This window comes from Streptomyces sp. NPDC052043 (assembly GCF_044548235.1).
Classification (GTDB): Bacteria; Actinomycetota; Actinomycetes; order Streptomycetales; family Streptomycetaceae; genus Streptomyces.
The window spans coordinates 128134-154569 of the sequence record NZ_JBIUBT010000011.1; the positions used below are offsets into that span (position 1 = coordinate 128134).

The 26436-nt window shown below is 70.9% G+C and carries 18 protein-coding genes and 1 pseudogene; 8 read left to right on the forward strand and 11 right to left on the reverse strand.

What is annotated here, in order from left to right; all coding sequences use genetic code 11:
* Window positions 1-103: 103 nt before the first annotated feature.
* From ACIHCX_RS26370 to ACIHCX_RS26380, 3 genes are read right to left on the reverse strand one after another with little or no spacing between them, the layout of a single operon-like run.
* Entirely contained in the window at window positions 104-2311 is a 2208-nt protein-coding gene (locus ACIHCX_RS26370; protein ID WP_400033544.1) for a xanthine dehydrogenase family protein molybdopterin-binding subunit, read from the reverse strand.
* Window positions 2308-3297 (reverse strand): FAD binding domain-containing protein, encoded by a 990-nt coding sequence (locus tag ACIHCX_RS26375; RefSeq protein WP_400033546.1) that lies wholly within the window; start codon window positions 3295-3297, stop codon window positions 2308-2310. The genes ACIHCX_RS26370 and ACIHCX_RS26375 overlap by 4 nt, the downstream gene beginning before the upstream one ends.
* The gene (locus ACIHCX_RS26380; protein ID WP_400033548.1) at window positions 3284-3814 is read right to left on the reverse strand and encodes a (2Fe-2S)-binding protein; all 531 of its coding nucleotides are present in this window, start codon (window positions 3812-3814) and stop codon (window positions 3284-3286) included. The genes ACIHCX_RS26375 and ACIHCX_RS26380 overlap by 14 nt, the downstream gene beginning before the upstream one ends.
* A gap of 301 nt (window positions 3815-4115) precedes the next feature.
* Between ACIHCX_RS26380 and ACIHCX_RS26385 the strand changes: the two genes are divergently transcribed.
* Window positions 4116-5033 (forward strand): class I SAM-dependent methyltransferase, encoded by a 918-nt coding sequence (locus ACIHCX_RS26385; RefSeq protein ID WP_400033550.1) that lies wholly within the window; start codon window positions 4116-4118, stop codon window positions 5031-5033.
* A gap of 245 nt (window positions 5034-5278) precedes the next feature.
* Window positions 5279-6010, forward strand: a pseudogene (locus tag ACIHCX_RS26390) (endonuclease/exonuclease/phosphatase family protein); the annotation flags it as partial.
* Between the two features lie 202 nt (window positions 6011-6212).
* Here the strand turns inward: ACIHCX_RS26390 and ACIHCX_RS26395 are convergent.
* The 5 genes from ACIHCX_RS26395 to ACIHCX_RS26415 all read right to left on the reverse strand — a co-directional run bounded on the left by ACIHCX_RS26395 (window position 6213) and on the right by ACIHCX_RS26415 (window position 14439).
* The gene (locus tag ACIHCX_RS26395; protein ID WP_400033552.1) at window positions 6213-8117 is read right to left on the reverse strand and encodes a DUF2264 domain-containing protein; all 1905 of its coding nucleotides are present in this window, start codon (window positions 8115-8117) and stop codon (window positions 6213-6215) included.
* Between the two features lie 61 nt (window positions 8118-8178).
* A complete protein-coding gene (locus ACIHCX_RS26400) occupies window positions 8179-10575 on the reverse strand; it encodes a polysaccharide lyase 8 family protein (protein ID WP_400033554.1) in 2397 nt (798 codons plus the stop codon).
* 20 nt (window positions 10576-10595) lie between these two features.
* A complete protein-coding gene (locus ACIHCX_RS26405) occupies window positions 10596-11957 on the reverse strand; it encodes a M60 family metallopeptidase (RefSeq protein ID WP_400033556.1) in 1362 nt (453 codons plus the stop codon).
* 175 nt (window positions 11958-12132) lie between these two features.
* On the reverse strand, window positions 12133-13287 hold the full coding sequence (locus ACIHCX_RS26410; protein WP_400033932.1) for a LacI family DNA-binding transcriptional regulator: 1155 nt from the start codon (window positions 13285-13287) through the stop codon (window positions 12133-12135).
* An 81-nt stretch (window positions 13288-13368) separates the two neighbouring features.
* A complete protein-coding gene (locus ACIHCX_RS26415; protein ID WP_400033558.1) occupies window positions 13369-14439 on the reverse strand; it encodes a hydroxyacid dehydrogenase in 1071 nt (356 codons plus the stop codon).
* Between the two features lie 258 nt (window positions 14440-14697).
* On the opposite strand from ACIHCX_RS26415, the gene ACIHCX_RS26420 reads away from it, so the two are divergent.
* The 6 genes from ACIHCX_RS26420 to ACIHCX_RS26445 all read left to right on the forward strand — a co-directional run bounded on the left by ACIHCX_RS26420 (window position 14698) and on the right by ACIHCX_RS26445 (window position 23454).
* On the forward strand, window positions 14698-15657 hold the full coding sequence (locus ACIHCX_RS26420) for an ABC transporter permease (RefSeq protein WP_400033560.1): 960 nt from the start codon (window positions 14698-14700) through the stop codon (window positions 15655-15657).
* Between the two features lie 91 nt (window positions 15658-15748).
* Window positions 15749-16609, forward strand: a complete 861-nt coding sequence (locus ACIHCX_RS26425; RefSeq protein ID WP_400033934.1) for a carbohydrate ABC transporter permease — start codon at window positions 15749-15751, stop codon at window positions 16607-16609.
* 73 nt (window positions 16610-16682) lie between these two features.
* The gene (locus ACIHCX_RS26430; protein ID WP_400033562.1) at window positions 16683-18356 is read left to right on the forward strand and encodes a hypothetical protein; all 1674 of its coding nucleotides are present in this window, start codon (window positions 16683-16685) and stop codon (window positions 18354-18356) included.
* Window positions 18353-19810 carry a M1 family metallopeptidase gene (locus tag ACIHCX_RS26435; RefSeq protein ID WP_400033564.1) on the forward strand — a complete coding sequence of 486 codons (1458 nt, stop codon included), beginning with the start codon at window positions 18353-18355 and terminating at the stop codon, window positions 19808-19810. Before ACIHCX_RS26430 ends, ACIHCX_RS26435 begins: the two co-directional genes overlap by 4 nt.
* 107 nt (window positions 19811-19917) lie before the next feature.
* Window positions 19918-22140, forward strand: a complete 2223-nt coding sequence (locus ACIHCX_RS26440) for a right-handed parallel beta-helix repeat-containing protein (RefSeq protein ID WP_400033566.1) — start codon at window positions 19918-19920, stop codon at window positions 22138-22140.
* 111 nt (window positions 22141-22251) lie between these two features.
* Complete coding sequence (locus ACIHCX_RS26445; RefSeq protein ID WP_400033568.1) at window positions 22252-23454, forward strand: Gfo/Idh/MocA family protein; 1203 nt, start codon at window positions 22252-22254, stop codon at window positions 23452-23454.
* 131 nt (window positions 23455-23585) lie between these two features.
* On the opposite strand, the gene ACIHCX_RS26450 is transcribed toward ACIHCX_RS26445, so the two are convergent.
* Genes ACIHCX_RS26450 through ACIHCX_RS26460 form a run of 3 tightly spaced genes read right to left on the reverse strand, consistent with a single transcriptional unit; the run spans window position 23586 to window position 26374 of the window.
* Window positions 23586-24770, reverse strand: a complete 1185-nt coding sequence (locus ACIHCX_RS26450; protein WP_400033570.1) for a cytochrome P450 — start codon at window positions 24768-24770, stop codon at window positions 23586-23588.
* Window positions 24771-24801: 31 nt separating this feature from the next.
* Window positions 24802-26175 carry an NAD(P)/FAD-dependent oxidoreductase gene (locus tag ACIHCX_RS26455; RefSeq protein WP_400033572.1) on the reverse strand — a complete coding sequence of 458 codons (1374 nt, stop codon included), beginning with the start codon at window positions 26173-26175 and terminating at the stop codon, window positions 24802-24804.
* Window positions 26165-26374, reverse strand: a complete 210-nt coding sequence (locus tag ACIHCX_RS26460; protein ID WP_400033574.1) for a ferredoxin — start codon at window positions 26372-26374, stop codon at window positions 26165-26167. Before ACIHCX_RS26460 ends, ACIHCX_RS26455 begins: the two co-directional genes overlap by 11 nt.
* Window positions 26375-26436: the final 62 nt, after the last annotated feature.

Sequence of the window (26436 nt, forward strand, 5' to 3'; positions counted from 1 at the left end):
GTAATCGGGCCGGGGTTGCCCTTGTGCGTCCCTTGTCCCACGCCGACCCGAACCGGACAGGAGGCGCTGAGAGAGGCCCGCGCCGACGTCCTGCCGCAACGGCTCAGAGGAGGGCGTCGAGGGTGATCGGCAGTTCGCGCAGGCGCTTTCCGGTGGCGTGGTACACGGCGTTGGAGATCGCCGGCGCGATGCCGACCAGGCCGACCTCGCCCACGCCCTTGGTGCCGGTCGGGGTGGAGCGGTCCGGCTCGCCGACGAAGACCACGTCGAGCTCGGGCACGTCGGCGTTCACGGCGACGAGGTAGTCGGCGAGCGTACCGTTCGCGACGCGCCCGGTGCGCGGGTCGGTGACGGTGTCCTCGTACAGAGCCATGCCGATGCCGCCGACGGTCCCGCCGATGATCTGGCTCCTGGCCGTCTTCGCGTTGAGGATGCGACCGCCGTCGATCGCGGAGACCACCCGTGCGACCCGGATGAGGCCGAGGTCGGCGTCGACGCGGACCTCCACGAACTTCGCGCCGTACGCGCCGGCGGGCGACATGCTCAGCTCGGTGGCGACGGGCGGGGTGCTGTTCCCGTTCGCCGTGAGCTCGGACAGCCCGTGCCGGGCGAGGATGTCGACGTACGACTCCCCGCGGTCCGGGCGGCCCGCGAGGTGGACCCGCCCACCGGTGGACTCCACGTCGTCCGGGGACGCGCCCCGCAGGGGCGAGTCCGCGTCGTCACGCGCGAGCCGTGCGAACGAGCGCACCAGCCGCCGGCAGGCGTCGTGCACGGCGTTGCCCAGCGCACCGGTCAGGCCGGAGCCGCCCGCCATCGTCGAGTTGGGCATGTCCGAGTCGCCCAGGTCGAAGCGGACCAGGTCCAGGGGCAGGCCCAGTTCCTCGGCGGCCAGTTGGGTCATCACCGTGTACGTGCCGGTGCCGATGTCGGTCGCCGCGCTGCGCACCAGCGTGCTGCCGTCGCTGTTGACGGTGGCCTGCGCCGCGCAGGGCTGCGCGAAGTGGGGGAACAGCGCGCTCGCCATGCCGTAGCCGACGAGCCAGTTCCCGTCGCGCATGGAGCGCGGCTCGGGACTGCGGTCGGACCAGCCGAAGCGCCGGGCGCCGACCTCGTAGCACTCCAGGAGCGCCTTGCCGGACCAGGGCAGCCCGTTGCGCGGATCGACGTCCGTGTGGTTGCGCAGCCGCAGCTCCAGGGGGTCCATGCGCAGGGTCCAGGCCAGTTCGTCGAGCGCGGACTCCAGCGCGAAGTTGCCCTGCGCCTCGGCCGGGGCGCGCATGGACGTCGGCACGGGGACGTTGATCCGCGCCTGCCGGTCCCGTGTGCGCACGTGGGGGCAGCGGTAGGCGAAGGCGGTTGCCGAGGCGAACGGCTCGTAGTCGCTGCCCTCCATGCTCAGGGAGCTGAGGCTGCGGTGGTCGAGGGCGACCAGGTCGCCCTCGCGCGTGGCACCGACACCGAGCCACTGCACGCCGCTGGGGCGGTGCCCGACCGAGGTGAACATCTGCGGCCGGGTCAGAACCAGCTTGACCGGGCGGCCCAGCACCCGGGCGGCCATGGCGGTCAGGATCACGTGCGGCCACACGCGCAGTCCGGAGCCGAAACCCCCGCCGACGTAGGGCACCAGGACCCGCACCGAGCTCTCGGGGACACCGAAGACCACGGCGAGGGTGGTGCGGACCATCGACGGCCACTGGCTGGTGTCGTGGACGGTGAGGGTGTCGCCCTCCCACGCGGCGAGGGTGGCGAACAGGCCGAGCGGGTTGTGGGTGTTGTCCGCCGTGGTGTACGTGGCGCGGAGCGTCACCTCCGCGGTCTCCAGCGCCGCGGCGGCGTCACCGCGCGAGTGGTCCATCCCCCACGGGTCGACGAGTTGCTCGGCCCTGGGGTCATGGAGGTCCAGCAGCGGCTCCGCGACCTCGTAGTCGGCCCGCACCAGGCGTGCCGCGGCGGCGGCCTGCTCCGGGGTCTCGGCCACCACGAAGGCGATGTGCTGACCGTGGTGGAGGATCCGGTCGTTGCGCAGCGGTGAGGGCAACGGCTCCCCGAGCGCCGTCGTCGGTCCCGTCGCGACCCTCGGGGCGTTCTCGTGGGTGAGTACGCAGATCACACCCGGGGAGCCCTCGGCGGCCCCGGTGTGCATGCGGACGATCCGGCCCGCGGCGACGGTGCTCTGCACCACGGCGCCGTAGGCCTGGCCGGGGACGCTGAAGTCCATGGGGTACGGGGCGGTGCCGGTGACCTTGCGCGGGCCGTCGACCCGGCTGACGCCCGCGCCGACCAGCGGCCTGCTCTCGACGGTGCTCATACGGTCACTCCCGACACGGTCTGCAGTTGGCGCACCAGGGTGCGCCGGGCGAGCGGCACCTTGAACGCCGTACCCGGGACGGTCCAGGCCTCGCGCATCGTGGCCTCGGCCGCGTCCTGGAACGTGGCCGTCGTGGCGGGCGCGCCGGTCAGCACGTGCTCGGCCTCGTAGGCCCGCCAGGGCTTCGACCCCACCCCGCCCAGCCCGATGCGGGCCTGGCTCACCGTGCCGTCGTCCACGACGAGCAGCACCGCGGCGGAGGCGAGGGCGAACTCGTACGACATCCGGTCGCGGACCTTGAGGTAGCCCGACCGGGCGGCCGGCGGCGGCAGCGGGATCTCGACCTCGGTGATCAGCTCGGCGTGCTCCAGCACGTTCTCCCGCTCGGGGCTCTCGTCGGCCGTCAGGTAGAACTCCGTCAGCGGCACGGTGCGACGCCCCGACACCCCCTGGATGTGCACGACCGCGCCGAGCGCCACCAGGGCGACGGCGAGGTCGGAGGCGTGCAGCGCGATGCACCGCTCGCTCACCCCGAGCACGGCGTGCATACGCGCCGCGCCCTGCACCGCGGCACAGCCGGAGCCCGGCGCGCGCTTGTTGCACTCGGCGACCGTCGGGTCGCGGAAGTAGCGACAGCGGGTGCGCTGCAGCAGGTTGCCCGCGATGGTGGCCATGTTCCGCAGCTGCACCGACGCGCCCAGCAGCAGGGACTCGCGCACCACGGGCAGCCGCCCGGCCACCGTGGCGTCGGCGGCCAGCTCCTCCATGGTGGCGAGCGCCCCCACGTGCAGGGACTCGCCGCGGCGCTCGATGCCGTGCAGCGGGAGCCGGGTGATGTCGATCAACCGCGGCGGCTCCAGGACCCCGTCCTTCATCAGGTCGAGCTGCGTGGTGCCGCCCGCCAGGCAGGACGCCGCCGGGTCGTCCGCCAGCAGCTGTACCGCCTCCTGGGTGTCGGTGGCCCGTACGTAGTCAAAGCCGCGCATCGGGACCTCCCCCGGACACCGCCTCGCGGATCGCGGCCACGATGTTGGGATAGGCACCGCAGCGGCACAGGTTGCCGCTCATGAACTCCCGGATCTCCTCGTCGGAGCCGGCCCGGCCCTCGGCCATCAGCGCCACCGCGGACATGATCTGCCCCGGCGTGCAGAAGCCGCACTGGAAGCCGTCGTGCTCCATGAAGGCCTTCTGCACCGGATGCGGCCCGTCGGCGCCCGAGACACCCTCGATGGTGGTGATCGCCCGGCCCTCGGCCTGGGCCGCCAGGGTCAGGCAGGACAGCACCCTCCTGCCGTCCAGGTGGACCGTGCACGCGCCGCAGGCACCCTGGTCGCAGCCCTTCTTCGTGCCCACCAGGCCCAGCCGGTCCCGCAGGGCGTCCAGCAGGGTGACCCGGGTGTCCAGGCGCAGGGTGTGCGACCGGCCGTTCACCGTGAGTGTCACGACCCGCTCGATGACCGCGGGACGGTCGTCCACGTCCCGCTTGCTCGCCACGTCCCTCATCGCGTCCTCCTCCGGACGGGTCGGATTCGACTCGAGCCCCACCTGGGGGCGGATCCGGTGAGTTGGTTCGTCAGGCGCTGTGAAAGGCGGGAATCGACCTTTTCGTGCCAATTCATCCACCTTTCTCCTCAATATACGCTGAACGGAGGCTCCGGCACGGGGTGCCGGCCCGCCCCGTCCCGCCGGCCGCGCGCAAGGCGCTGTCGAAGTCCCCTCGGCGTCTCTCAGGGAGATTCGTGGGCTTGTGTCCGCTTCTCGTCGAGGTTGGGGCAGGGTCGGGGATGGTGTTGAATACGGCTCCATGAGCGAGAGCGGGCGTGCGGCGAGCCGGACGGCAGTGCTGGTCTGCCAGGGGCGGGCGGCCGCGAACGGGAGGGCTGCCACAGGCCAGTTCGCGGATCCGGTGGCGGCAGGGCTGCTGCGTGTCGCGGAACGTACGCCCGTGGACGAGGTACGCGCGAACACTCCGCCGGAGGGCTGGCGGGAGCGCACCGTGTACGAGAGTGTGCGGGCATGCGTCGAGGTGGTCGTGCCGCGGACGGTCGCGATCGACGAGGCGCTGCGCGCCCGCGTGAGAGGCCAGCTCGTGATCCTCGGCGCCGGCCTGGATACGCGCGCGTGGCGTCTGCCCGAGCTCGCGCAGACAGATGTGTGGGAGGTCGACCATCCGGCCTCCCAGCAGGACAAGCGCGACCGCCTCGCCGAGGCCGCGGCAGCGCTTCGAGGACCGGATGAGGGCAATCTCCGCGCCGCCGAGCTCCCAGCCATCGCCCGTTCCGTACGGTTCACGCCGGTCGATTTCGCCGTCGACGGTCTGGGTGCGGCGTTGGATGCCGCCGGGCACGACCCATCCGCGCCGACGACATGGCTGTGGGAGGGCGTCGTTCCGTACCTTACGCGCGACGAGGTGCGTGCCATGGTGGCCGCACTGGCCGCCCGGACCGTCCCGGGCAGTGCACTCGTCGTCAACTACCAGGTGCCGTCGGCGAGGGCGGCCGCGGGGCGGCTGCTGACACGCGTGCTCGGCACTTCCATCACATCGGGCGAGCCGTGGCGCTCTCTGTGGAGGCCGCAGCGGATGGCCGCACTGCTCGCGGAGTACGGCCTGAGGGTGGTGTCGGACGACGACCTTCTCACCCTCGCGCACACCCTCGACAGCCCGGCACGCGGGCGGACATCCTTGCGGTCGGGTCGTGTGGCCGTCGCAGAGAGCCAGTGACCTGCGCATGTGAATCAGCGAGGGGGCTGGTCGAGAGGCTTGGTCGGTTACTGCCACGCGGAAGCCGGCCATGTCGGGGTGTATGCGAAATCGGCAAAGACGTTCGTCTTCTGGGTGAGGTCTTCCGCAGGATCGGCGTTGAGCCGACGGAACGGCGGAAATAGCCGTCCCGGGGGTGCAGATGACCGACGGTTTTGGAGGAGACGTATGGCGCGGCAGGTCGCGGAGATCACACACCACTCGGTCTCACCGACGCGATCGCGGCGGCCGGCGGCCCGCGATACGACTGGCGCCTGATCAACCCGGAGAACCACAAGGACGGCGGCCAGCCGGGCGGCAACATCCGCACCGTCTTCCTCTTCAACCCGAAGCGGGTTGACTTCGTCGACGGCCCTGGTGGCACCTCCACCACCGCTGTGGGCATCACCGGCACGGGCGACAAGACCGCGCTGACCGTCTCCCCCGGCCGGATCGACCCCACCAACTCGGCCTGGGACTTCAGCCGCAAGCCGCTGGTCGGCGAGTTCACCTTCCAGGGCAAGAAGCTCTTCGTGATCGCCAACCACTTCGCCGCCAAGCTGGGCGACCAGGGTGTCGACAGCCGCTTCCAGGCACCCGACCGCAGCTCCGAGGTGCAGCGGACGCAGCAGGCGACCGTGGAGAACGCCTTCATCAAGCAGCTGCTGGCCGCCGACCCGGAGGCGAACCTGGTCGTCGTGGGTGACCTGAACGACTTCCAGTTCTTGCCGGCGGTCACGACCCTCACCGGCAACGGCAAGCAGCTCACCGACCTGGTGAACACCCTGCCGAAGGACGAGCGGTACTCCTACGTCTACCAGGGCAACTCGCAGGTGCTCGACCACATCCTGGTCAACCCGAAGATGACGAACGTGGACTACGAGGTCGTCCACATCAACTCCGAGTTCGCCGACCAGACCAGCGACCACGAGCCGCAGGTGGTCCGCATCAAGCCGTAAGGCCGGAGCAGGCCCGCCCGTCCTCGCGCTCAGTGCAGCGGGACGGGCGGGCCTCTCTGTAAAATGGGTCGCCGCGGGGACGGACTGGATGGCGCAGGCCGGGCTCGCCACCATCGAGGACATGGCCGGCGAGCCGATGGTGTTGGTGCGCGGGCTCGGGATGCGTCAGGGCCACAAGCGGGCCCTTCGACTCGCTGTCCCGTCAAACCGTCACCGTCTCGCCGTCCGGGAACGTGACCGTCACCCGCCCGTCGTCCTCGCGCGCGCACGTGATCGACTCGCGCAGGGCCCAGGGGTGGACGAAGTCGCGGGTGAGCGCCACCAAGGTGACGTGGGCACTCTCCCCGCCGGGATGACGCACGGCTCGCAGATAAGGGGTCGCCGAGTGCGGGCCGTAGGCGTTGGACTCGACCTCGCGCGCGACGCCCGTCACCTCGTCCCATCCGTACAGCGCGACCACGGCGCTGGTCAGCCCCGACTCCGTACGGGTCAGCGCCCAACCGGGCCCCTGCTCCGCGTGTGGGCGCACCACGTCGGCGACCGCGTGCCCGCCCTCGCGCACCGTCACGCCCTCAGGAGCCCGCACCCGGTGCACGCGCAGCTCCCACGGCCCGTGCAGCACACTCGTCGACTCGATCGGGAACTCGGCGTCCATGCCTGGGATTCGCGCGTCGTGACGGGACGATGCGCGGCGCCCCTGGCAGCTGAGAGGGAGGATGCGGCGGCGGCGCGACGGGGTGCCGTCTGCGGCGAGCAGGGCGATGTGGTTGTCCACCGCGCGGTCCCAGGCGTGCGGTGCGGACTCCGGGGCGGTGGCCGTGGAGTAGGCGAACTTCGCGTAGTGCGGGTCGTCGCTGCCCGGGCCGTCCGGCGGGTTGTGGTCGCTACCGTGGTTGACCAGGCGGACGACGCCGTCGTGCGGGGTGCCGTGCAGCAGCCAGCCGGGCGCGGGCAGCGCCGTGTACTGCGTGGACTTCTCGGCGGGCAGCGGGAGTTCCCGGTCCGTCCACACCGGGTGGTCGGCGGGAACCAGCAGACCGAGAAACCCCTTGCTCGCCCAGTACGGCGACGCGGGCCCTGAGTAAGGCTGCGTCGCGGGCAGGAACGTGTCGTACCAGCCCAGCGGCAGCAGCCCCCGCTCGTCCGGCACCCCGCGCTCGGCGAAGTGCCGGGCCGCGCCGGAGGCGAGGCGCCGGGTCAGGCCCGGCGCGAGCGGGGTGCAGTCGGCGAGCGCGCCCAGCCACACCGGAGCCGTGGCCGCGATGCGGTACGTGAGCGACCGGCCCTGGTGCACCGGCGCGCCGTCCGCACCGAAGAACTGCGGGTACGTGGTGAGGAACTGGGCCAGCCGCTCCCGGTAGACGGCGCCGCGCCCGCCGTCCCCGTCCGGCCCCGCCATGCGGGCCCACAGCAGCGGGTACAGGTGCATGGCCCAGCCGATGTAGTAGTCGAAGTTGCGGCCGTCGCCGTCCGTGTACCAGCCGTCGCCGACGTACCAGTCCTCGATCCGGTCGAGGCCGGCGTCGATGTCGCCCTGGTCGTACGGTGCGCCGACCGAGGCGAGGAACTGTTCCGACACCACTTGGAACAGGCGCCAGTTGTTGTCCCAGGTCTTCGCGCCTACGAACCCGGAGAACCAGTCGACGACCCGCTCCTGGACCCGGGTGTCGAGCCGGTCCCAGATCCAGGGGCGGGTCTCGTGCAGGCCGAGCGCGATCGCGGCGGCCTCCACCATCTGCTGGGAGCAGTCGGTGAGTTCGGGCCAGGCCTCGGTGCTGTCACGGTCCGTACCCACTGTCAGACCCTGTGCGTACCTTTCGATCAGGTGGGAGAGGGCCGCGGAATCACTTCCGTCGCTGCCGCCCGCGCCCGCGATCCGGAAGGAGGCCAGCAGAAATGTCCGAGCGAACCCTTCGAGTCCGTCCGAGACAACCCCGGACCAGCTGGCCCGCCCCGGCAGCCGGTACTGCGCGAAACCCGGTGTGGCGTAGGGCAGTACGGCCGACAGTTGCCGGTCGGCCAGGGCCTCCCAGTGCGCCCGGGTCCAGCCGGTCAGGGGGGAGCGGACGCGGTCGGTGGGCGGCAGGGGGAAGTGCGGGGCGGGCATGGCGGTTCGCTGGCTCCTTCGTCGGACGGCGGACGATACGGGCGGGTCGGTGGCGGCGGGCTCAGCGCAGCCGGGCGGTGTGCGTATGGCCCCGTGAGCCGCCCACGCGGACGGTGAGCACGGGCTGTCGGCCCGGCGTGACGGACACCGTGTCGTCGGCGCCGACCACCGTGCTCACGTGGAAGGGGAGCCGGACGGTCAGGGTCGTCGTCGTACGGCCCAAATCCGCCACCGCCACCGATATGCCCCCGTCTCGGCGGCACACCAGGACGGTTCCGGGACCGTCCGCGCTCAGCCCGTCGACCGAGCCGGCGGCCCAGAAGTGTGCCGCGAGCAGGCCGAGACGGGGTGAGGAGACGGCCTGGACGGTGGCGTCGTTGGCAAGTATGCGCGCCGGGAGGGAGCGGGACCAGGCCAGGGTCGCGGCAGCGGTCGCGCCCGGCAGCAGGACGTAGGCGTAGGAGGCGGACGTGGGGGAGGGGCCGTGGTCGAACCAGAGGGTGGCGTAGCGGCGGCTGACCGGAGTGCTGCTGCCGGCGGTGTCCGCGCCGGTGTTGAGGGCGCCCCAAGTGCCGGTACGCTCTTCACGCAGGGCGCGCAGCGGTCCGCCGGAGGGGAAGACATAGCCGCCCGTGCCCTCCAGGTGGGCCCAGCGTGCGTCGTCCAGTTCGGCCGACCACCCCTGCTCCGTGGGCTGCCGGTGCCCGTCGACGATGAGCAGCGGCGCCCCTCCGGCGTGCAGGTTCCGGTTCTCCACCACCGTCTCGATCGTCCTGCCGTCGCTCGCCGTGATCCCGGCGCCGAGCGCGAGGACCGCGTTGTCCAGGAAGAACCACGCCTTCTTGGCCGTCAGCGTCGACCCGTCCGCGATCAGCTCCATCGCGGCGGCACCGAACCGGGCGTCGAGCACGGCGCCGCCCGCGACCGCGTTCTTCGGGCGGAAGGTGCCGGTCCCGCCTCCGGTCCCGAGATCGGCCCGCGCGCGGGTGTCCACCGTCGTGCCCGGCAGCCGGTACGGGTCGACGGTCGGCCAGAAGGAGTCACCGAAGGCGTCCAGGTCGTCGCCGTCGTACAGGTATGTCATGCCGTCGCCGGTGTACCAGCCGTGCAGGTTCTCACCGTTGCCCATCTCATAGGCGGCGATGCGCTTCGACGACAGCGACAGCGCGCATGCCCAGGACGGGCGCCGATGCACCACGCGGTCCATGTCCGCGAGGACGAAGTGCCCGGTGAGGCGGTCCGCGGGCCGCACCGCCGGATCGTCGAGGAGGGCCTTCGCGCGGGCCAGGGCAGGGATCCCGACGAGTTCCTTGTACGGCGTCCTCGTGTTGCGCAGGATCCAGCCCTTGGCCGCCGCGCGCCAGCGGTCCGCGTACGCCCGCGGTGCGCCGTCGGCGAGTTGGAGGATGTCCGAGACCGCGGTCGCACCGTCGTCGTGGTCGCGGGCGGACTCGCGGGAGATGGCACGGCCGCGCACCGCGTCCATCATCAGACCGTCGAACAGGAAAGGCTCGAAGCTCCGCTCGACCGCCTCGTACAGCACCTCGACCGAGGGGTCGGTGACGGCCCAGTCGGAGCCGGCGAGCAGCGCGATCAGCTGGCCGGCGCCGCCCAGCAGGACGCTGCCGTAGGTGCCCGTGTACGCGACGTCGGAGTGCTGCACGAACGAGCCGTCCCGGTAGAACCCGTCACCCGAAGTGACGTACTGGAACAGGCTGTTCTTCCCGTTGTCGCGGACGTCGGACAGGCCGTCGCGAGCCAGGACGAGTGCCGCGGGGTCGCGCGCGAGCAGCCCGCGCAGGGCGAGGATGACGGCCTTGTCGGAGCGGTTGGCGCCGGTTTCGGCGAGCGTGGGGGAGTTGGTGCGGCGATCCGCGTCGGGGACGAACCTGGCCACCGTCTTCAGATAGGCATCGAGGTCCTCGGCGGGGAGATCGGCACGCAGCAGCACGCAGATGTCCATCAGCGCGCGCGGCGCGCCGATCTCCCAGAACCACCAGTTGCCGCTCTCGGAACGGGAGGCGTTGTAGCCGACAGTGTGCAGGAAGCGCAGCGCGTCGAGGATCCCGTCGCGCACGTCGGCTTGCCCGGAGAGCGAGGTGCCGGGTGTGGCCCACGCGGTCGCGAGCGTGCGCAGTCGCGGATAGCTCTGGCCGAACATGCCGGGATCGGAAGCCGGAGACAGGTCGGCCCACAGCGCCTCGCGGCCCGCGGAGGTCTCGATCTGCCGCCACCAGCCGGAGGCCTGTGTGTCCAGGGCGGTGACCGCGGCGGCGAAGTCCGGGTCCTTCGGGTCGAAGGCGCCGCCCGTCAACTGCTGTGCGGCGCGGGCGAGCAGGGGCTCGTACGGGTCGTCGGCGGATCCGGTGGCGGCGCTCGCGCCGCCCGGGAGGGCAACGAGGGTGGCGACCGCGCCCGCTCCGGCGAGCGCGAGAGTCTGGCGGCGGCTCAGGTCCATGGTGGGTCTCGTCCTCCGAGTCAGTCGGTCAGCGTGGCCGGGTCGGTCGTCGGCCTCGGCAGATGAAGCGCGGCCAGTTCGGCCCGTCCCTCGGCGTCGATGGGGAACGCCCAGGTGGTGACGAAGAAGTCGGTGAGGTCGCGCTCCGCGACACGGCTCGCGTACGTGGCCAGCGCCCGGTACCGCTTGGCCGCCTCGGTGGAGTCCGACTGGGGGTTCTCCTCGCGCACCAGCTTGTGCATCCGGGGCCAGAAGTCGGCGCCGAAGGCCAGCTCCAGCTGCCGCAGCGGCACGAGCTGCTCGTACGCGCCGAAGGACTTCTCGTACGTCAGCCCCGCCATGCCGAACTTGGCCCGGGCGGACTGGAAGTAGTTCAGGCCCGTCTTCGGGTCGACGGTGAGCAGGTTGGAGGGCTGGCCGAGGGCGCGTTGCACGGCCAGCGAGTAGATGTTCACCGTGACCTCGGTCAGCCCCGACGGCTTGTACGCCATCTGTTGGTGCAGATGGCCGAGTTCGTGGTACAGCCCCCAGCCACGGGTGCGCAGCCCCTCCACCGTCGTAGCTCGGTCGAGATAGGCGCGCGGGAAGCCGTTGTAGCCGTGCGTCGCGTACGCGCCGACGCCGGATGGCACCACCGACACCTCGGTGAAGTGGTAGCCGCCGGCCTTGGGCCGGTGCACCGGCTTCGAGCCGTCCAGGCCGCTGATGTCGGACTCGGCCTCGATGATCTGCTCCAGGAGGCGCAGCAGCGCGGCATGGTCCTCGTCCCGGTACAGCAGCGCGCCGTCCCGGGTGAGCGTCACGACGGAGCGCGGCCCGTGCAGCTCGACGACCGGGACATCGGTGTACGTGTCCAACAGGCTCTGGTAGTCGGCCTCGGTGGTGCTCCCGAGCGTGAAGACCGGCATCGGTACGGAGCCGCTCTTGAACCGGACCGTTGCGCGCTGCCCGAGGCCCTCCAGGGTGAAGTAGACGGGTCCGCCGTACGGATCGGTCACGGTGTTCGCGCCGGGCTTCAGCTGATAGCTGCGCGGTTCGGTGACGGTGCCGTAGTAGTCCCACTGCCCGATCCAGAGGGTCGGCACTACGCCGTCGTGGGGCAGCACGTTGAAGCGGAGGGCGGTGGCCGGTGGGACGTAGCGGCCGGTCGTCTGGAACTCGGAGCCGCGCAGCGCCTGGCCGAGGCGGAGCCGTTCCGCCTCGGCGGAGGGGCGGGCGACGAGCCGCACGGTGAGGTCGCCGGCGGCCTGAGCGGTACCGGTGCCGAGACCGCCGACGGCGAGCGCGGCGCCCGTGGCCGCGGCGGTGGCGAGGACGGCACGGCGGGACGGGGAGCCGGACGGCTCGGCGGGGACATCGAGGGGCTTGTGGGCACGGCGCATCCAGGGACTCCCATGGGGACGAAGGACGTCGGAGCGATGGGTGGGACGAGCGGTGGGGCTGTGCGCCAGCATGTAAGCGTTTGCTATTCGACCGCAAGAGGGTCCGCCGAGTTTCTGTTCGTTACTATGCGGATCAGGCCCCTTGCGAGCAGAATCAAGCAAGCGCGACCCGGTGTCAGCTCCGGCGCCGCGGCTTGCCGCTCCCCGAGGGCGTGCTCGTCGGTGCCGCCACCGACTCCCGCACGACGATGTGCGTGCCGAGGCGCAGCGTGCCGGTCGTCGGGGCGCGCCAGTCGTCCTCGTCGCCGCCGTTGAGCGCGACCCGCACCGCCTGCCGGCCCATCTCCTCCAGTGGAATCCGCACGGTCGTCAGCCGGGGCCGCAACTCCTGGGCCACCGGGATGTCGTCGTACCCGACCAGCGACATGTCCTGCGGGATGCGCACCCCGGCCTCTTCCAGAGCCTGCGCCGCGCCCGCCGCCACGATGTCGTTCGCGGCGAAAACGGCGGTGAACCGGGGTCCGCCGCACAGCAGTTCGGCCATGCGCCGGTATCCGAAGGCGCGGCTGAAGGCGCCGGGCTGTTCCAGCTCCGGATCCCGTGCGACGCCGCGCAGCTCGAGCGCGCGCCGGTGTCCGGCGAGCCGGTCCCGCGCTGTGGAGAGGTCGGGCGGCCCGCCCAGGTAGAGGATCCGCTCATGCCCCCGCGTGATCAGGTGGTCCGTGATCGCGAAGGCCCCGCCCTCGTTGTCGTACTCGACCCCGACGGTCGGCACGCCGTCGCCGAGCGAGGGTCGCCCGCACAGCACCAGTTTCGAACCGCCCGCGTCCAGCTCCCGGGCCCGGCGCGCCAGTTCGGCCTTGTAGGCGCGGTCCTCGACGCTGCCGCCGACCAGAACCACGGCGTCCGCGCGCCGCTCGTGCATGAGCTCGATGAAGGCGAGCTCCCGCTGCGGGTCACCCTGGGTACAGCACACCAGGCAGAGCCGGTCGCCATCGGTGGCCGCGCGTTCCACGCCGCGCGCGATGTACGCGTAGAACGGGTCGATCAGCTCGCTGACGATGATGCCGACGGTACGGGCGGAGGCGCCGGCCAGCGCCCGGGCATGGGCGTTGACCACGTAGCCGAGTTCGCGCATGGCCGCCTCGACGCGCTCGCGCGTGGCGGCGGCGACCGGGTAGTTGCGGTTCATCACGCGGGAGACGGTCGCCGTGGACACCCCGGCGCGCTGCGCGACGTCGACGACCGTCGCGCGGCGTTGCCCGCCCCGGTCGCCCTGCCGCTCGCCGTGGTCATCCGGCCCGGGTGCCGTCGAACTCTGCTGGGACATCCGGCCCACCCCCCTGATGGTCATGCTGGTCTGCCTGCGGTCGGCCCGCCCCAGAGCCTATGGCGTGCGGCGGCGGTTTGGTCACGCGATGCGCTCCAGGTCCTCCAGGAGCACGGCGTGGGCCAGCGGCACCCCGCGCGCGTACCGGGCCAGCTCGTCGACGGCGAGCGCGCCGAGCCTGCCGACCTCGTTGCCCTGGGCGCCCGCCAGGTGCGGGGTGATGAAGACGTTGGGCAGGTCCCACAGCGGGTGTCCCGTGGGCAGCGGTTCCGGGTCCGTGACGTCGAGCACGGCGTCGATCCGGCCGCTGACCAGGTGTTCCGTGAGGGCTTGAGTGTCCACGAGCGGACCGCGCGCGGTGTTCACCAGGAGTGCGCCCGGGCGCATCAGGCCGAGCCGGCGGGCATCGAGCAGATGGTGGGTCTCCGCGGTGTCCGGCGCGTGCAGGGTCACCACGTCGCTGGTCGCCACCAGGGTGTCCAGGTCGGTGCGGGTGGCACCGAGCATCTCCGTCGCGGCGTCGCCGACGTACGGGTCGTACAGGAGCACCTCGGCGTCGAGGGTGCGCAGCAGTTCCGCGACGCGACGGCCGATGCGCGAGGCCCCGACCACGCCGACGGTGATGCCGCGGGTGCCGAGCCAGTGGTGGCGGTCCAGATCGGCGTCGGTGCGGTGGGTGCGCCGGCTGCGGAAGAGATGGGCGAGCGGGAAGGCCCGCTTGGCGCCCAGGATGATCGCGGCGAGGGTGAACTCGGCGACCGGCACGGCGTTGGCCGCGGCCGCCGAGGAGACCGCGATGCCGCGCCCGTAGGCCTCCCGGGTCAGGAACGTCTTCACGGTGCCGGCCGCGTGGATCACCGCGCGCAGCCGGGGCGCCCGGTCGAGCGCCGCCTTGTCGACCGGAGGGCAGCCCCAGCCGGTGAGCAGGACCTCGCACTCGGCGAGGGCGGCGAGCGACTGCGGGCTGGTGAACTCCCGTACGACACGCGGGGGCCGGATGTCCGCGGTCTCCTCCAGACGTGCCCGCACGGCGGGCGGGAAGACGTCGTCCACGACCGAGGAGTCCATCGCGAGGACCGTACGGGGCCGCCGTGGGGGCGGTGTGGCGTCGGTGGCCTCAACCTCGACCGGCGCCTCGTCAGTGGTACGCACCCTGCCTCCGGACAGTAAACGTGTTCTATGGCGGTACCGAACGCTAGGGAGCGTGTCGCTCGACCGTCAAGGTCACAGAGATAATGTGACAGTCAAGTTGCCCTGGTAGAGAAGGAAATGACGGCCTGACGTGGCCGGTTCACACCGCTTCCTCACTCGGTCAGATCGCCGGATCTATTGACGATGGAGTTAACCGCTTACTAACTTGCCGCCGCAGAAACGCAGTTCCTGCGCCAACCGGCCGAACAGGACCGCTCCATGACTGTCTCCGCACCACCGAACGCCGTCGACCGCGTTCCCCGCAAGACGCTTTGGCAGCGTCTCAAGCGCGACAAAGCGATGCTGCTGCTGTGCCTGCCCGGCTTCCTGTACTTCGTGGTGTTCCACTACGTGCCGCTGTTGGGCTACATGGTGGCCTTCCAGGACTACCAGCCCTACCTGGGCTACATGCACAGTGCCTGGACCGGGTTCACCAACTTCACGACGGCCTTCGCGGATCCCGACTTCTGGTCGGCGACCGGCAACACGCTGGAGATCGCGCTCGTCCAGCTCGTCCTGTTCTTCCCCGTGCCGCTCGCGCTCGCACTGCTGCTCAACAGCATCGTCAGCGACAGACTGCGCCGCTTCGTGCAGAGCGTCGTCTACCTGCCCCACTTCATCGGCTGGGTCATCATCGTCTCGATCTTCCAGCAGATCCTGGGCGGCGCGGGCGTCGTGCCCGACCTGCTCGCATCCCTCGGCCTGCCCCGCTACGACATGACGACCGACCCGAACGCCTTCCCCTGGCTGCTCGCGCTCCAGGTCATGTGGAAGGACGCCGGCTGGGGCACCATCATCATCCTTGCCGCACTGCTCTCCATCGACCGCGGCCTGTACGAGGCGGCCGCCATGGACGGCGCGGCCCGCTGGCGCCGCTTCTGGCACGTCACCCTGCCCGGTCTGTCCCCGGTGCTCGTCCTGCTGCTCATCCTCAACCTCGGCAATATCCTCACCGTCGGCTTCGAGCAGATCCTGCTCCAGCGCGACGCCGTCGGCCCCGGCGCCGGTGAAGTCCTCGACACATACGTCTACTTCCACGGCATCAAGGACAACCAGTGGGGCACGGCAGCCGCCGTTGGCCTGGTGAAGGCGGTGATCGGCACCGTCCTCGTCATCGGCGCCAACAAGTTCGCCCACCGGCTCGGACATGAAGGGGTGTACCGCGGTGCTGACCGTTGAGACGTCCGCTGTGAAGACGCGCCGCGGGAGCGCCGCCCGTCCCGCACGCGCGGCGGGAGAACTGCGCCCCTCCGGCGCCCGGCCCCCGTGGATGGAGAAGCCCACCCGGCTCGGCCTCGTCCTCAAGAGCCTCGCCCTCGTGATCGTCGTGGGCCTGGTGGCGTACCCGCTGATCGGTGTGATCGGCACAAGCCTCGCCTCGCAGACCGACATCATCAAGTCCAACGGGCTCGTCCTGTGGCCCGACCACCCCAACTTCGACGCCTATCGCACCGCGTTCACCGGCGGGCGCGTCACCCGGGCCCTGTTCGTGAGCATCGGCGTCACTATCATCGGCACCCTGTGCAGTCTCCTCGCCACCATCGGCATGGCGTACGGGCTGTCGCGGCGCGGCATCGTCGGCGGCCGGTTCATCCTCATGACCGCCCTGTTCACGATGCTGTTCAACGCGGGCGTCATCCCCAACTTCCTCCTGGTGAAGGAGCTCGGCCTCTACAACACGTTCGCCGCGCTCGTCCTGCCCACCATGGTCAGCGCCTTCAACCTCGTAGTGATGCGGGCCTTCTTCATGAACCTGCCGGAGGAGCTGTACGACGCCGCGAAAGTGGACGGCGCGGGCGACTTCCGGACCCTGATCCGGGTCGTGCTGCCGCTGTCCAAGGCGGTCATTGCCGTCGTCGGCCTGTTCTACGCCGTCGCGTACTGGAACGCATACTTCAACGCCCTGCTCTACCTCGGCGACAACGACAAGTGGCCGCTGCCCATGGTCCTTCGCACCTTCATCCTCCAGGGCCAGAACCTCGACACCGCGGCAGCCGGCGAGGTGATCGCCCCGCAGCAGGCCGTGCAGATGGCCGTCCTCGTCATCGCCGTCGTGCCGATCCTGCTCGTCTACCCCTTCCTCCAGCGGTTCTTCACCAAGGGCGTCCTCACCGGCGCCGTCAAGGGCTGACCCGCGCCGCCCGCGATCTGCCGCACCTGCCCTCCAACTTCCCCCGCATTCCCTCGTATTGAGGAGTTCCGCCATGTCCGGCACCACATCCATCAACCGCCGCACGCTGCTCCGCTGGGGTGCAGGCGCCGGTCTCGCCGTCGCCGCGGCGCCGCTGCTCGCCGCGTGCGGCGACGGCGGCACCGCTGCCAAGGCCGAGGCCAAGAACGTCAAGCTGCTGCCGACCACCACGGTGCGTAACATCGGTATCAAGCCCGACCTGCACGGTACCGCGGCGGGCGTCCCGAACGCCTTCCTGAAGTACCCGAGCGAACTTACCCGCGCCACCGAAGGCACCCCCCTGAAGGGCGCCAAGAAGATCACTGCGGTCACCGAGACGTTCGCGCCGCTGCCGCCCGAGCGCGGCAAGAACGCGGCCTGGCGCGAGATCGAGAAACTGCTCGGCACCCGGATCGACTTCACGGCCGTGCCTGCGGACGACTACCCGGCGAAGTTCTCGACGATGGTCGCCGGTGACCAGTTGCCCGACATCTTCATGTACCCGGAGACGGGAGGTGTCGACAACATGGGTTCTTTCCTCGCAGTCAAGTGCGCCGAGCTGGGCCCCCACCTCTCCGGTGACAAGGTCAAGGACTACCCCAACCTCGCGGCCATCCCCCAATACGCCTGGCGCGACGCCATCAAGGGCGGCAAGCTCTACGGCATCCCGATCGCCCGCTCGGGCAGCGCCGGCGTCGGCTTCTACCGGGCCGACCTGTTCAAGCAGGCGGGCGTCACCAGCCTCGACCAGATCGACAGCATCGAGCGGCTCGTCGAACTCGCCAAGGACCTCACGGACGCCAGGAACAAGCGGTACTTCTTCTCCGGCGGCGGCACCACTCTGCTCGCCATGTCGGCCGGCGCCCAGCACTTCTGGAAGTTCGACCGCGCGTCCGGCAAGTGGACGTACCAACTGGAGGACGACAAGTACCGGTACGCGGTCGAGACCGCCGCCAAGCTCTACAAGGCGGGCTGCTACTACCCGGGCACCGTGCAGATGTCCGGAGCCCAGAAGGCCCAGTACACGGATCTGTTCAAGAACGGCAAGGCGGCCTACGTCTTCGACGGCATGCCAGCGTACCTGACCACGGCCACCGGCTACGTCGACGCCATGGCGGCCATCGACAAGTCGTTCGACGTACGGCCTATGGTCCCGGTCGGAAAGGACTCAGTGACCTGGACCGACAACGTCTCACTGCAGAACTGCTACATCAGCAAGGCAAGCGAGGAGCGGGTCAAGGAACTGCTGCGGCTCGCCGACTTCGCCGCCTCGCCCTTCGGGTCGCTCGAATACACGCTCATCAACTACGGCGTCGAGAACGTCGACTACAAGCGGGACGAGAACGGCACCCCCGTCCTCACCAAGCAGGGCACCCAGGACGTGACCGTGCCATGGGGCAAGCTCGCCTCCGCGACGCCCTCGTTCTTCAGCGCCACCTACCCGGAGGCCGCCCTCTACGTGCACGAAGCGTACTCCGTACTGATCCCGAAGCTCATCGAGGACCCGACCCTCAGCTACTCCTCGCCGACCTGGGACTCCAAGGGGCTCGGCAGCCTCTACACCATCCACCTCGACGGTCTGAAGGACCTGGTCACCGGACGCAAGCCGTTGTCCGCGTACGACGAGATCGTCAAGCAGTGGCGCAACGCCGGGGGCGACAAGTGTCGCGCCGAGTTCGAGCAGGCCTCGCAGAAGGGGAAGAAGTGAACACCAGCAGACGCGCGTTCCTCACGAAGGCGGCGGTCGCCGCCGCGATCACGGTACCGGTGCTGGGCTCGCCCGCCGGCGCCGCCGGGTTCGACCCGCGACCCGGCTCCGACGGGGTCGGCGACCCACTGTTCCCGACCCTCGGCAACGGCGGCTACCAGGTCGTCCACTACGACCTGACCTTCGACTTCACACCGGTGACGTACGACTTCACGGCCGTGGTGAAGCTGAACGCGCGGGCCACGCAGGACCTGTCGGCGTTCAATCTCGACACCGACGGCCACACCATCGACTCGATCACGGTGAACGGCCGTGCCGCGTCCCACGCCCTGTCCCTGGGCCAGTCCGGCCAGGAGCTGACGGTCACCCCAGCTGCGCCGCTGCACAGGGGCGCCCCGTTCGATGTCACCGTCGCCTATCGCGGCAACGGCAAGGCGCCGCGGGCCGGACTGGACGGCTGGAGGTTCGGCTCGGACGGCGGCTTCGCCTCCGCCGTGCAGTCGACGCGGGCCGACACGTTCCTGCCGTGCAACGACACGCCGTCCGACAAGGCCACCTGGACCTTCCACATCGCCGCACCCGATGGCTATGTCGCGGCCGCCAACGGTGAGTTGACCGGCAAGGACAAGCGCGCCGACGGATCGACCGTCTGGCACTTCGCGCTACGCGAGCGCATGCCGACGGAGCTGCTCGGCATCGCCGTCGTCAAAGGCACTTATTTGTACGGGACTTCGCACACCGGGCTGCCACTGCGGCACCTCGTCCCACAGGGCCGGGAGGACAAGTACGCCCCGATCGTCGCGCGCACCGCTGATCATCTCGCCTGGCTGGAGGCGAAGTTCGGCCGCTATCCGTTCTCCTTGTACGGCATCCACATCTACGACGGGTACACCGACGCGCTCGAGAACACGACGCTCACCTTGATGGGCACCAACTGGTTCGAGCCCAGCGCCGACGGTAACCCGACGTACGAGAACACCATGGTGCACGAGCTGACTCACCAGTGGTTCGGCGACAGCGTCACGCCGAACGACTGGCAGCAGGCGTGGCTCAACGAGGGCCCCGCGGTGTACTACGCCGCGCTCTACAGCGAGGAGCGCGGCTGGTCCGTCATGGCCGACAAGATGAAGGCGACATACGCCAAGCTCGACGCGATCCGTGCGACCGACGGGCCGCCAGGGCTGCCCAAGGCCCTCGGTGGCACCAACATCTACGACGGCGGCGCGCTGGTGCTCTACGCACTCCGACTCCGCGTGGGGCAGCGGAAGTTCGACCACATCATGGGCCTGTGGCCGCGCCGCTTCAAGGACCGCACGGTCACCAGCGAGGACTTCATCGCCCACGCCGTCACCATGGCGGGCGACCGCTCGCTGGACCCGTTCCTACGGGACTGGCTGTTCGGCGCGAAGAACCCGCCGATGCCGGGCCACCCGGACTGGACGGCCACGGTTTGACCGGTGGCGGCCGGACCACGGCCGCCCCGCACACATCAGCCCGCACCCGAGCCGCACCCTCATTCCCCGGCCCCCGAGCGCGGGCCGTTCGAGCGGAAGGTCACCGTATGAGACCGTGTACCCGCACAACTCGCACCGCCGGAGCCGCGTTCCTCGCCGGCGCGGCGCTGCTCCTCAGCCCACTGCCCGCCGCCGAGGCGGCCGCGGCCCCCAAGGTCCTGTACGCCGTACCGCACGGCTCCGGATCCCACTGCACCCACGGGCGCCCCTGTTCGCTGGAGGGTGCACGGGACGCCGCCCGGGCCATCACAGGACGCGATGTGCGCGTCGAACTTGCAGGTGGGACGTATGAGTTGAACGCCCCGCTGGCGCTCGGCGCGGAGGACTCCGGCGTCACCTGGGCCGCAGCCCACGGCGTTCGCCCCGTGCTCTCGGGCGGCCGGGCCCTGACTGGCTGGACCGTGAACGGCGACGGAACCTGGACCGCGAAGGTGCCCGAGGGTATCATCCCGCGCCAGCTGTTCGTCGACGGGCAACGGGCTGTGCGTGCCCGGGGCGGGTCCTGCGCTGCCACCGTGTGTGACGCCACCAAGACCGGCATGACCGGCGCCGAGAAGACCGGCATCGCCGACTGGACTCGGCCCACCGACGCCGAGGCCGTCATCAGCGTCCGCTGGCGCAACTACCATTGCCGGATCGCCGCCGTCACCGGCGACGTCATGACCTTCGCCCAGCCCTGCTGGACCAACTCGGCCTCCGGGACCGACCGCACCGGGCCTGCCTGGGACACGACGACCGTCGACTCGTCCCGCTACTCCAAGGTCGCCTTCTTCGAGAATGCCCGCGAACTCCTCGGCAAGCCAGGCCAGTTCGTTTGGGACTCGGCCGCACACACCGTCACATACCTGCCCCGCAAGGGTGAGAACCCGCGCAGCTCCAAGGCCGTCACCCCGGTAACCGAAGCGCTGCTCGTACTTGACGGCGCCCACGACGTCCGCGTCACCGGCATCGGCTTCGCCTACGCCGCCTACCAGCAGCCGAACACGGACGAGGGCTACGCGGGCATGCAGGCCGGCCTGACGCTGACCGGCGTCACAGGCCCCGTTGACCACGCCGGCCGCTACTACACCAAGCCCGCCGCCGCCCTCAGTGTCCGCGGCGGCCGCCACGTGGTGGTCGACCACAGCACCTTCACCCACCTCGGTGGCGCGGGCGTGATCTTCGAACAGGGCACCCAGGACTCCACGCTAACCCGCTCCCGCTTCACCGATCTCTCCTCCGGCGCCGCGTACATCGGCGACACGGAACCTATGCCCGCTCCCGAACTCGTAGGGGCCCGCAACACGGTCTCGTACAACACCATCCGTCACACGGGTGTGGAGTACACGGACGCCGTCGGCATCTGGGCGGGTTACGAGGCCGGAACCGCCATCGACCACAACACCCTCGACGACCTGCCGTACTCCGGCATCTCCGTCGGCTGGGGCTGGAACCAGCCCGAGGCCCGGCAGTCCGTGCTCCGCGACAACAGCATCACGAACAACCGGATCACCAACGTCATGCGCGTCGAGCACGAGCAGCACGACGGCGCCGCGATCTACACCCAGGGAGCCCAGCCCGGCACCCGGATCTCCGGGAACTACATCAACCGCAGCGCGTACGGGAACACCGAACGCGACGGCAACGGCATCTACCTCGACGAGCAGTCCAGCCACATCGCCGTCACCAAGAACGTCATCACGCGCATCGGCTACAAGTGGGTCTCCAACTGGGCCGACTACGGCATCGACAACCACGCCACCGGTAACTGGACCGACACCGACGCCCCGGCCCTCGCGGGCACCGGCTCGACCATGACCGGCAACCACACGAAGCTGGACCGGCTCCCGGCCGAGGCCGTCAAGGTCGCCGAGGCCGCCGGCGCGAACGGCCGCGGCAGCGTCGAACAGCTCCGCCCCGACCTGGCCCGCACCGGCACCGTCAGCCAGTCCTCCACGGACGGCACGGCCACGGCGGCCAACGCCACCGACGGCGACACCTCCACCGACACCCGTACACTCTCCGAGGCGGGCGCCTGGTGGCAGGTGGACCTCGGCGCGGCGCACCACGTCGGACAGGTCGAGGTCTGGAACGACGCCTCCATGACGACCACCGACTTCGACGTGCAGCTCGCCACCTCAGGCGACTTCTCCGACGCCACCACCGTGCACGTCAGCGGCAAGGCACTGCGCCCCACCCTCCTCGACACCGACACAGTGGCCCGTTTCGTCCGCATCCGGCTCACCGGCACCGGCCGGGTCGCCCTCGCCCACGTCCTGGCGCACCCGTAGCCCGGGGCACCGGAGGGGACGCCCCGGACCAGTCAGCGGGTCTGCGGCGCCCCGTGCCTCCAGGCTTCCGCGCCCCGCACCAACGCCACGTACAGGAAAGGCGGTTACGCCATGACCGACGCCCCCTCCGACCTGCGCCTCGGCGTCATCGGTTACGGACTGCGCGGCTCCATCGCGCGCACCGCGCACCGGCCGGGAGCCGGCTCCCGGGTCACCGCCCTCGCGGACCACGACGCCGCCGCGCGGGCGGAGGCGGCCCTGGCGTTCCCCGGCGCGCTGATATCCAGCGAGCACGGCAAGGTGATCGGGGACCCGGACGTCGACGCGATCGTCGTCCTCACCCCCGACCACACGCACGCCGACGTCGCCCGCGAGGCGCTCGAGGCAGGCAAACCGGTCTTCGTCGAGAAGCCGCTCGACATCGCGATCGAACGCTGCGACGACCTCCTGCGCACCGCCTACGAGACCGGCAGCCGCCTCTACGTGGGCCACAACATGCGCCACATGCCCGTCGTCCGGCTGATGCGCGACATCATCGCGCGCGGCGAGATCGGCAAGGTCAAGACCGTGTGGGTGCGGCACTTCGTCGGCTACGGCGGCGACTGGTACTTCAAGGACTGGCACGCCGAACGGCAGTACACCACCGGCCTGTTGCTGCAGAAGGCCGCCCACGACATCGACGTGCTGCACTGGCTCGCGAGCGGCTGGACCCGGCAGGTCCAGGCCCTCGGAGACCTCATGGTCTACGGCGACAGTCAGCACCGGCGCGCACCCGGCGAGCCCAAGCACGAGGACTGGTACACCAAGGACGGTCACTGGCCGCCGCGCACACAGCGCGGTCTCAACCCCGTCATCGACGTCGAGGACGTGTCGCTCGTCAACATGCGCCTCGACAACGGGGTGCTCGCGGCCTACCAGCAGTGCCACTTCACCCCCGACTACTGGCGCAACTACACTGTCATCGGGGACGCCGGCCGGCTGGAGAACTTCGGAGACGGACCCGGGGGAGTGGTCAAGGTGTGGAACTCCCGCCGCTCCACCCACCGGCCCGAGGCCGACGCCGAATACCCCGTACCGGACGCCGAGGACAACGCCGGGCACGGCGGCGCCGACCCCCTCCTGATCGACGAGTTCGTGCGGTTCGTACGCGAGGGCGGCGTCACTGACACCTCGCCGGTTGCCGCGCGCATGGCCGTCGCGGCCGGGGTGCGGGCCACCGAGTCGCTGCGTGCGGGCGGCACGCCCCGCGAGATCCCGGAGCTCGACCCTGAGCTGATCGCCTACTTCGAGCGCGGGCAGACCCGTCCAGAATAGGCCTGAGGGCCGCTTTCGCTCATCTTCCAAACACGCCGTCCAGGCGATGTCGACCACTCACGGAGGCAACGGCGGAAGCATCGTCGGACGGTGCTGAGCCCGTCCGTCTGCTGTGCGCCGCCGACGCGGCCTCACAGATGGACGGGCAGGTGGCGGGGCCCGCGGAGCATGGCGTTCTGACGGTAGGGGGGCGGGTCCTGGACCAGGCGTGCCGTGCCGAGGTGGGGGAGCAGCGCACCGAGAGCGGCCTGGGCTTCCACCCGGGCGAGGGGCGCGCCGTAGCACAGATGGATGCCGCTGCCGAAGCCGAAATGCTGGTTGTCGGGGCGGGTGGGGTCGAACCGGTCGGGCTCGTGGAACCGTTTGGGGTCGCGGTTGCCCGAGGCCAGCACGAGAACGACGGACGCGCTCGGGGGGAGGGTGGTGCCGGCGATGTCGACGGCGGCGTGCGGGATGCGTTCGCGCATCTGGACCGGAGGTGCGTAGCGCAGCAGTTCTTCCACCGCTCGCGGCAGCAGCTCGGGTTCGCGGCGCAGACGGTCCAGTTGCCCGGGGTGGCGCAGCAGGGTGAGCGCCCCGTTGGTGATCAGGTTGACCGTGGTCTCGTGTCCCGCGATGAGGAGCAGCACGGCGGTTTCCGCGAGTTCCTCCTGGGTGAGCCGCAGGGCGGGGTCCGGCTCGTTGACGAAGGCGGAGAGCATGTCGTCGCTCGGCCGGTCGCGGCGCCGCTCGGCGAGGTTCACGAGGTACCGGCCCATCTCCATCCGTGCCTGGTCGCCCGCCTGGTCCGTCTCGGTGGAGTCCGCTTCGGGCCTGACGTCGGCGGACGCGACCACAGCGTCGGACCAGGCGCGGAACAGCGGCTCGTCCTCGCGCGGCACGCCGAGCAGGCGGCAGATCACCGTGACGGGCAGCGGGTAGGCGAAGTCGTCGACGATGTCGAGCTGCCGGCCCGCCCGGAAGGACTCCGTCAGTTCCCTGGTGATCCGGTCGATCTCGCCGCGCATGGCGTCCACCCGGCCCGGGCTGTGCGGCGGTCCGAACGGCCGCATGGCCAGGGTGCGCAGCCTGTGGTGCTCGGGGTCGTCGAGCCGCAGGAACGGCGGTGTGTGTGTCGTCTCACGACGGGTACGGGGATCGGCGCTCATCCGCGGGTCGTGCAGCAGAGCGGCGATCTCGTGGTAGGTCCCGACCAGGTAGCTGCCGTCCCCCTGCCGCACCACGGGGCCGGCCTCGCGGAGTTCCGCGTACAGCGGGTAGGGATCGGGGCGGCTGGCGTAGTCGGTGATCCGGGCCAGCAAGGTCTCGGAGTCCATGGTGGCTCCTCGTGGTCGGGCGGGGCGCAGGTCACCCCGTGGGCCGCACCACCGTCAACCGGCGGTCGGGCAGGTATCCGGTGAGCGCCACGGTGGGGCCGTGGGACAGCCCCTTCGGATCCGGCACGTCGGAGGGGAGGGGGACGTCGGCCGCGACCGCACGGTCCGCCGCGCCGGGCGGGGGCGGGAACGGGGCCGCGCTCTCGATGAGACGCGCGTAGTGGTCGAGCGACTTGGCCATGTCGACGGTGACCGCGGCGGTGACCCGCCCCTGGTAGCCGTAGACCACCGCCAGACGGCGCGCCTCCAACGAGCCCTGGGCGACGACCACATGGTCGGAGAAGGTGGGCACGCCCACCGATTTGATGTTGTGCCCGAACTGGTTCGACCAGAACGTCGGGAGGGCGAGGTGCGGACGCCGCAGGGGTCCCGGGGCGACCCTGTTGTGGGCCGCCACCTCGGCCTGCTCGACCGCGTTCCCCCAGTGCTCCAGGGAGAGCATCTGGTAGCCGAACAGCGGGTGGGGGAAGCGGGAGACGTCGCCGGCCACGAAGATGTCGTCGGTGACGATGCCGTACATGGTGAAGGCGCGGCATCCGGCGTCGCAGGCGATGCCGCGCGGGCCCGCCGCCAGTTCGGAGTCCGTCAGCCATTCGACGTTGCGGACCGCTCCCAGCGCCACGACGCACACGTCGGCGTCGACGCGGCTGCCGTCGGACAGCTCCGCGCCGGTCAGTCGGCCGCTGCCGTTTCCGCGCAGGGCGGTGACCGTCACCCCGGTGCGCAGGTCCACGCCGTGGTTGCGGTGCATGACGGCCGCGAGCTTCGCCAGGGTGCCGCCGAGCGCGCCCACCAGGGGCGCGGGGCCGCGTTCGGCGACCGTGACCTCCAGCCCCCGCTCCCGGCAGGCCGAGGCGATCTCCGAGCCGGTGAAACCGGCACCGATCACCAGCACCCGCCGCGGCCCGGCCGCCAGGCGTTCGGAAAGCCCCGCGGCGTCGTCACGCGTGCGCAGGGTGAACACCCCGTCCAGGGCGGCCTCTTCCGGGTTGGGCCAGGGGCGTGCGCGTGTCCCGGTGGCGATGAGCAGCCGGTCGTAGGGCAGCGACCCGCCGCCGTCCAGCATCACCCGCTTCGCGAGAGGGTCCAGGCCGGTGGCGCGTACGCCCAGCCGCCAGTCGGCGTCCGGGTCCCGGCGCATCGGCAGCCCGGTACTGTCCGCCGCCGCCTGGCCGAGCAGCACCTGCTTGGACAGCGGCGGCCGGTCGTAGGGCGGGTACGGCTCGTCCCCGACCACCGTCAGTGAGCCGGTGAAGCCTTCCGCACGCAGCGCCTCCGCGGCCCTCAACCCGGCCAGCGACGCGCCGACGACGACGATCCGGCCGTCCTTGGGATCACCGGGCACCGGCACTCACCTCTTCACCGAGGAGGATGGCCTGGACCGGGCACGCCGCCGCGGCCTGCCGCACACGCTCGACCTGGTCGTCGGGGACGGCCGGTGCGTACAGCAGACCCTCCTCCCCGTGCAGCTGGAACACCTCCGGTGCGAGGAACACGCACTGTGCGTAGCCCTCGCAGCGCGTGAGGTCCACAACGGTCCGCATCGTCACCACATCCTCCGTCGTGCCCCCTCAGTTCCAGCATGGGGGCAGCGTTGGAGGCTCGC

Excerpts from the sequence above, each read along its gene's own strand:
- ACIHCX_RS26400 (WP_400033554.1), bottom strand. The coding sequence starts at position 10,575 with ATGGACCTGAGCCGCCGCCAGACTCTCGCGCTCGCCGGAGCGGGCGCG.
- ACIHCX_RS26420 (WP_400033560.1), top strand. The coding sequence starts at position 14,698 with ATGACTGTCTCCGCACCACCGAACGCCGTCGACCGCGTTCCCCGCAAG.
- ACIHCX_RS26385 (WP_400033550.1), top strand. The coding sequence starts at position 4,116 with ATGAGCGAGAGCGGGCGTGCGGCGAGCCGGACGGCAGTGCTGGTCTGC.
- ACIHCX_RS26440 (WP_400033566.1), top strand. The coding sequence starts at position 19,918 with ATGAGACCGTGTACCCGCACAACTCGCACCGCCGGAGCCGCGTTCCTC.
- ACIHCX_RS26430 (WP_400033562.1), top strand. The coding sequence starts at position 16,683 with ATGTCCGGCACCACATCCATCAACCGCCGCACGCTGCTCCGCTGGGGT.
- ACIHCX_RS26380 (WP_400033548.1), bottom strand. The coding sequence starts at position 3,814 with ATGAGGGACGTGGCGAGCAAGCGGGACGTGGACGACCGTCCCGCGGTC.
- ACIHCX_RS26370 (WP_400033544.1), bottom strand. The coding sequence starts at position 2,311 with ATGAGCACCGTCGAGAGCAGGCCGCTGGTCGGCGCGGGCGTCAGCCGG.
- ACIHCX_RS26425 (WP_400033934.1), top strand. The coding sequence starts at position 15,749 with ATGGAGAAGCCCACCCGGCTCGGCCTCGTCCTCAAGAGCCTCGCCCTC.
- ACIHCX_RS26445 (WP_400033568.1), top strand. The coding sequence starts at position 22,252 with ATGACCGACGCCCCCTCCGACCTGCGCCTCGGCGTCATCGGTTACGGA.
- ACIHCX_RS26395 (WP_400033552.1), bottom strand. The coding sequence starts at position 8,117 with ATGCCCGCCCCGCACTTCCCCCTGCCGCCCACCGACCGCGTCCGCTCC.
- ACIHCX_RS26375 (WP_400033546.1), bottom strand. The coding sequence starts at position 3,297 with ATGCGCGGCTTTGACTACGTACGGGCCACCGACACCCAGGAGGCGGTA.
- ACIHCX_RS26460 (WP_400033574.1), bottom strand. The coding sequence starts at position 26,374 with ATGCGGACCGTTGTGGACCTCACGCGCTGCGAGGGCTACGCACAGTGC.
- ACIHCX_RS26410 (WP_400033932.1), bottom strand. The coding sequence starts at position 13,287 with ATGTCCCAGCAGAGTTCGACGGCACCCGGGCCGGATGACCACGGCGAG.
- ACIHCX_RS26450 (WP_400033570.1), bottom strand. The coding sequence starts at position 24,770 with ATGGACTCCGAGACCTTGCTGGCCCGGATCACCGACTACGCCAGCCGC.
- ACIHCX_RS26405 (WP_400033556.1), bottom strand. The coding sequence starts at position 11,957 with ATGCGCCGTGCCCACAAGCCCCTCGATGTCCCCGCCGAGCCGTCCGGC.